This is a genomic window from Aeromonas sp. HMWF014 (assembly GCF_963878295.1).
Lineage (GTDB): Bacteria > Pseudomonadota > Gammaproteobacteria > Enterobacterales > Aeromonadaceae > Aeromonas > Aeromonas popoffii.
In genome coordinates, this window is sequence record NZ_CAWNYS010000085.1 from 1 (window position 1) to 5,658 (window position 5,658).

At 49.5% G+C, this 5,658-nt stretch carries 5 protein-coding genes and 2 pseudogenes; 5 read left to right on the top strand and 2 right to left on the bottom strand.

Annotated features, from left to right (window positions below; translation table 11 throughout):
• Window positions 1-68: 68 nt before the first annotated feature.
• Window positions 69-224 (bottom strand): hypothetical protein, encoded by a 156-nt coding sequence (locus AAC083_RS03310; RefSeq protein WP_181364891.1) that lies wholly within the window; start codon window positions 222-224, stop codon window positions 69-71.
• 507 nt (window positions 225-731) lie between these two features.
• Between AAC083_RS03310 and AAC083_RS03315 the strand changes: the two genes are divergently transcribed.
• The 3 genes and pseudogenes from AAC083_RS03315 (at window position 732) to AAC083_RS03325 (ending at window position 3,124) form a co-directional block, all read left to right on the top strand.
• A complete protein-coding gene (locus AAC083_RS03315; RefSeq protein WP_146181785.1) occupies window positions 732-1,766 on the top strand; it encodes a hypothetical protein in 1,035 nt (344 codons plus the stop codon).
• Window positions 1,767-1,847: 81 nt separating this feature from the next.
• Window positions 1,848-2,771, top strand: a complete 924-nt coding sequence (locus AAC083_RS03320) for a hypothetical protein (RefSeq protein WP_146181786.1) — start codon at window positions 1,848-1,850, stop codon at window positions 2,769-2,771.
• A gap of 165 nt (window positions 2,772-2,936) precedes the next feature.
• A pseudogene (locus AAC083_RS03325) lies at window positions 2,937-3,124 on the top strand (lysozyme inhibitor LprI family protein).
• Between the two features lie 237 nt (window positions 3,125-3,361).
• Here the strand turns inward: AAC083_RS03325 and cysS are convergent.
• Window positions 3,362-4,738 (bottom strand): cysteine--tRNA ligase, encoded by a 1,377-nt coding sequence (gene cysS / locus AAC083_RS03330; RefSeq protein ID WP_108538001.1) that lies wholly within the window; start codon window positions 4,736-4,738, stop codon window positions 3,362-3,364.
• A gap of 226 nt (window positions 4,739-4,964) precedes the next feature.
• On the opposite strand from cysS, the gene AAC083_RS03335 reads away from it, so the two are divergent.
• On the top strand, window positions 4,965-5,462 hold the full coding sequence (locus AAC083_RS03335; RefSeq protein ID WP_042034542.1) for a peptidylprolyl isomerase: 498 nt from the start codon (window positions 4,965-4,967) through the stop codon (window positions 5,460-5,462).
• Window positions 5,452-5,658: pseudogene (locus AAC083_RS22870) on the top strand (DUF4269 domain-containing protein); the annotation flags it as partial. The gene AAC083_RS03335 and the pseudogene AAC083_RS22870, both read left to right, overlap by 11 nt.

Below are 5,658 nucleotides of genomic sequence, written 5' to 3' on the forward strand. Positions count from 1 at the left end.
CGCCATGGCATCACGCCAACCCTCTCGCCAACGCGCCACCCAGACCCGCACTCCCCGCCTCGACAGCCTTAGGGCCAGCCCGCATCACGCCCACCGGCCTTGCCCCCTGAGCTGTCTGGCTGGGATCCCCCTGCCGGGGCCATGCGGCCCGCCACCACCCCGCGCCAGATCGGCACCGAAACCTTGCGCTGGCGCAAAAAACCATTCAATTCTGACACTTGCATCACTAAATCAATGGAATTCCATGGATCGGGCCGAAACGGCTCCGTAAAATAACCACGGTGCCTGTTGGCCCCCTTGTTCACTCTGATGGTCAACAGCGCATTGTGGTAGCGACAGCCAGGGGCGGTAGCAACTTTTGCGCAGTCCAGCCGGACTCCCGCCCCTGCGCCGTGGCCCGAGGGTTGCACCCTCGACGGGCGTTCCCGTCCCCACCTCGGGGCTGTGCCCACTCTCCCATGCGGGAGAGACGTAGGGTGCAATAAGCGGAGCGCATTGCACCACGGTAACAATCCACCGCCCCCTTGCGGGTGAGGTGCATGGCGCAATCCGCAAAGCCTGTTGCTCCGCAATCAGACCCACGTCGAATAGCGGTGCAATTCACTTCGTTCATTGCACCCTACGGGACTTATTTCTCGAACGTCCGATTACGCTTCGCTAATCGAACCTACGGCCCTAATTGGACTTACTGATCCAGTTTTTTAAAAACCCTGCTTTCTCAAGGTTAATATATGTCTATAGTTAAATTTCCAAGCAGTTGTAATGAAATTGAAATATTTAAATTCTGTTCTGATGTGCATAGTTACGCCGGGGTGAATGAATTAGTGATAGACTTTTCATCAATGGGTAGAATAGAACCATTCTCCATGATTTACGTAGCTAAACAAATAAGAGACTTCAATAAAAACAACCAAGAAACGACTATTCTTTGCCGGGGACACAAAAATAAAGAGTACGCCGCTAACATGGCTTTTTTTCGAGCTTTTGGTTTAAAGCACGGAAGAGAACCAAATTGCAAGGATGGTAATGAACAATTTGTACCTTTTACAATATTAAGAATGCAAACAATCGTCGATGAAGCATCGAAAGAATGGAAAGCAGCACAAGACATTATAGAAAGACGTTCAGAACATTTAGCAAAAATTCTTTCTAGAGAAGAGCATGGGAACTTAGTCGACGCCCTGACTTTTTCAATCCGTGAAATAATGAGAAACGTTCTTGAACATAGTAAGTCTCGAAGCATTGAATATTGTGCACAATTTTGGCCTACATATAGTAAAGTTGAGATTGCAATCATTGACAACGGAATCGGACTTAAACAATCCTTATTAACAAACCCTTTTATTCAAGTCCAATGCGATTCCGATGCAATTCAACAAGCATTAATGCCTGCCATATCAAGTAAAAACTACAAAGGGGTACGTATAGATAGAAATGATCCATGGCATAACTCAGGATTTGGCTTGTATATGATTAGTAGAATTTGTAGACTTGGTGGTAACTTTCTAATTTGTAGTGGTGACCATGGTATTTTACTAAATGATCATGGCAAGCAACATATTGACTTAGGACATCATATCAAAGGGACAGCGGTGAGGATGGTTCTTAACACAAGTAAGCTTACAGGATTAAGCCAAATGCTTGCAAAATTCAGAGATGAAGGCTATGACATTGCGAAAGAAATAAAAGACGTTGGTATGTACACAGCATCTGCTGCATCCCAAATGTTATCTAGAGATTTTATTAGACGAGTCCAAGAAGATTAAATAACAAATACTTCATAGAGACTAAAATGTAGCCATTAATGTTAATGTCATTTTCAAGCAACTCAGAATAAAGCGATATATATGGACCTATCTAGCATACAAAAAGATTTAAAAGCTACTCTTTATGAGCGCCTAAACTCACCATTTATCGGTTGTTTTATAATATCTTGGATCTTAATAAACTATAAAGAAGTACTGTTTTTCTTTTTTTCAAATGAAAACATTAATATTAGAATCTCTATGTTAGAGTCTGTTCATAGTGATTACAATACTTTCATACTAAAACCTTTACTATTATCACTGGCGTTTATAATAACTCATCCAATAGTTTCCGTAGTTATTTTTTGGTGGCAGGAGCGATTGCGAGACACTAAAAGAAAAATTAAACTCTCTATTGAAAACTGTGCCATGATACCTATGGAGGAATATAGAAAATTGGAATCTCAAACAAGCGAAAAACTTACTAAAAATAACGAAATGACACTTGGGTATGAAAATAAAATTGAAAGATTAACACTAAGAAACAAAGACACTACATTAAAGCTAAAAGAATATAGGCAAGACAATATACAATTAAGAAAAAAGATTTCCGAGCTTGATTTCACCAACACGGATAACATTAAGCTCAAAGGGGATATATCCCAATACCGTAGTATGGTTGACAACCTAAAGAATGAATTGAAGAAATTAAGTGGTGAAAATGATGCCAATGAAGAAACCGCAAGTATGTTAACCAAACAATTTGAGTTCATCAATAATTACCTAGAGAAAAAAGGATTTATACTAAATCATAAAAAAATTATGATTGACATATCTCATTTAGCAGAGCATTCAATAAGGCGACTCACTCATGAAATCAAAAAAATAGGATTAATCCCAACCCTTGATGGTGATTCAAAGTCAATTACTTTATTTGCTCCATTTTATATAGAAACAGATCATATAGAAAAATTAGCCGAAAAATACTGCTCAGAACTGTCAATATCCCCAAGCATGGATGATTAATATAACATTCCATCCAATATACTCAGTAACTTAAGCACAATAAGCTTTCATCTACCCTCCAGAAGAGTAAAAACATATTTTAAGGAATCCTTTTTGAAACATCTTTATACTTTTCTGCTGCTTGCAGTCAGTACTGTACAGGCCAACGACGATTGCAAAGAACCGATGACGCAAGCGGCAATGAATATATGTGCCATGCAGGATTACACCAAGGCTGATGCTGAGCTCAATGCCGTTATGAGGCCGGTGTTTATGAGGGTGGATCTATCGCTCCCCTCGTGCATAGCAGTTGCCTCACCAAGCTAACCGAGCAGCGCACCAAAGATCTGATCGCACAACTGGATCAGCCATAAGTAAAAGGCTCCAACCGGTTTAGGTACGAACTTAGGGGGCTAGAAACAGACGGCTTACCGGCATTCAGCCGAGGAATGACGTTAGCTCCCCTCACCCTAGCCCTCTCCCCCAAGGGGCGAAGGGAGCAGACCGAAGAATGCCGAGGCTTCGGCAGGCCACAAACAAAAACCGCAGCCTTTTGAAGGCTGCGGTTTTTTTATTGGGTCAACCTGTTGGCAGCAACAGGGCAAACGCCCTTAGGCACGGCGCCAGCTGGTTTTGCCGGCGCTGTCTTCCAGCACGATCCCCATCTCGGTCAGACGGGCTCTGGCGGCGTCGGCGGCGGCCCAGTTCTTGTCGGCGCGGGCCTGATTGCGCTGGGCGATCAGCTGCTCGATCTCGGCCACTTCGTCATCGGCGTCATTGCCCTTGAGGAAGGCGTCCGGGTCTTGCTGCAGGATGCCGAGCACGGCGCCCAGTTCGCGCAGACGGGCACCCAGGCCTGCGGCCACGCTCATGTCTTCGGCCTTCTGGCGGTTGATCTCGCGCACCAGATCAAACAGGGCGGAGTAGGCTTCCGGGGTGTTGAAGTCGTCGTCCATCGCCTCATTAAAACGAGCCACCTGCTCGTCACCACCGGCAGCAGGGGCCACCGGCAGGTCGCGCAGGGCGGTGTACATGCGCTCCAGCGCGGTGCGGGCTTGCTTGAGGTTATCTTCCGAGTAGTTGAGCTGGCTGCGGTAGTGGCCGGACATCAGGAAGTAACGCACGCTCTCGGCGTCGTAGTGAGCCAAGACATCGCGGATGGTGAAGAAGTTGCCAAGGGATTTGGACATCTTCTCTTTATCCACCATCACCATGCCGCTGTGCATCCAGGTGTTGACGTAGTCGCCACCGTGGGCGCAGCAGGACTGGGCAATTTCGTTCTCATGGTGCGGGAACTGCAGATCGGAACCGCCGCCGTGGATGTCGAAGTGGTTGCCAAGGTGCTTGGAGTTCATGGCGGAGCACTCGATGTGCCAGCCAGGACGACCCGGGCCCCAGGGGCTTTCCCAGGTCGGCTCGCCGGGCTTGGACATCTTCCACAGCACGAAGTCGAGCGGGTTACGCTTGGCATCCACCACGCCAACCCGGGCACCGGCTTGCAGCTGCTCCAGATCCTGGCCCGAGAGTTTGCCGTAGTCGGCGTAGGAGTCGACGATGAACATGACGTCGCCGTTGTCGGCCACGTAGGCGTGATCCTTGGCGATCAGGCTCTCAACCAGTTCGATGATTTCACTGATGTGCTGGGTGGCGCGGGGTTCGACGTCCGGGCGCACCATGCCGAGGGCATCAAAATCCTGGTGCATGTCGCCGATCAGACGCTCGGTGAGATCGTCACAGGTGACGCCGGTCTCGGCGGCGCGCTTGATGATCTTGTCATCCACGTCGGTGACGTTGCGCACGTAGTTGAGCTGATAACCGCTGTAACGCAGGTAACGGGCCACCACGTCGAAGGCGACGAAGGTGCGACCGTGGCCGATATGACAGTGATCGTAGATAGTGACGCCACACACATACATGCCCACCTTGCCCGGGTGGATAGGTTTGAATTCTTCTTTTTGACGAGTGAGTGTGTTGTATATCTTCAGCATCTTATGACCACTGCCTGTGAGTAAAATGGCCTGCCATTCTACCCGCATCCGGTGGAGAAAACGAGGCAGAAAACAGGGCGGATCCAGCCTCACAGCCATGTCAGCGCTATGCCAGACGACCACTATGGGCTAGAATTGCCACCACTTTATGCCATAGCCCCTGCAACAAGCTGCGAGCCGCTTATCTGCCCGCGCAACTTTTGCCCAAAGAATGAAAGGACATATCATGGTTACTCTGCACACCAATCACGGCGACATCACTCTGACCCTGAACGCGGAAAAAGCCCCGGAAACCGTGGCCAACTTCCTGCAATACTGCCGTGACGGTCACTACGACAACACCATCTTCCACCGCGTCATCGACGGCTTCATGATCCAGGGCGGCGGCTATGCCCCTGGCTTTGAAGAGAAAGAGACCCGCGCCTCCATCAAGAACGAAGCGGCCAACGGTCTGTCCAACAAGGTCGGCACCATCGCCATGGCCCGCACCATGGAGCCGCACTCTGCCAGCGCCCAGTTCTTCATCAACGTGAGCAACAACGACTTCCTCGATTTCAAATCCGCCACCACCCAGGGCTTCGGCTACTGCGTATTCGGTGAAGTGACTGCGGGCATGGACGTGGTCAACAAGATCAAGGGCGTCAAGACCGGCAACGCAGGCCGCATGCACCAGGATGTGCCGGTAGAGGACGTGGTGATCACCAAGGTGACCCTTGCTGACTGATCTCTGCCTTCTGCGAGATGAACTGACTGCGGCCCCGGCCGCAGTTTTTCCATCTGCACTTGCCACGGGCCCGAACTGGCGCCGCCTCGACTATCTGGCTCACGGCAACGAGCGCCAGCGCGCGGCCCATGCCCTGCTCACCGGCACGCCCCTGTGGCGCGAGTTGCAAAGCCGGTGTCTGGACGTGGCGCTGGTG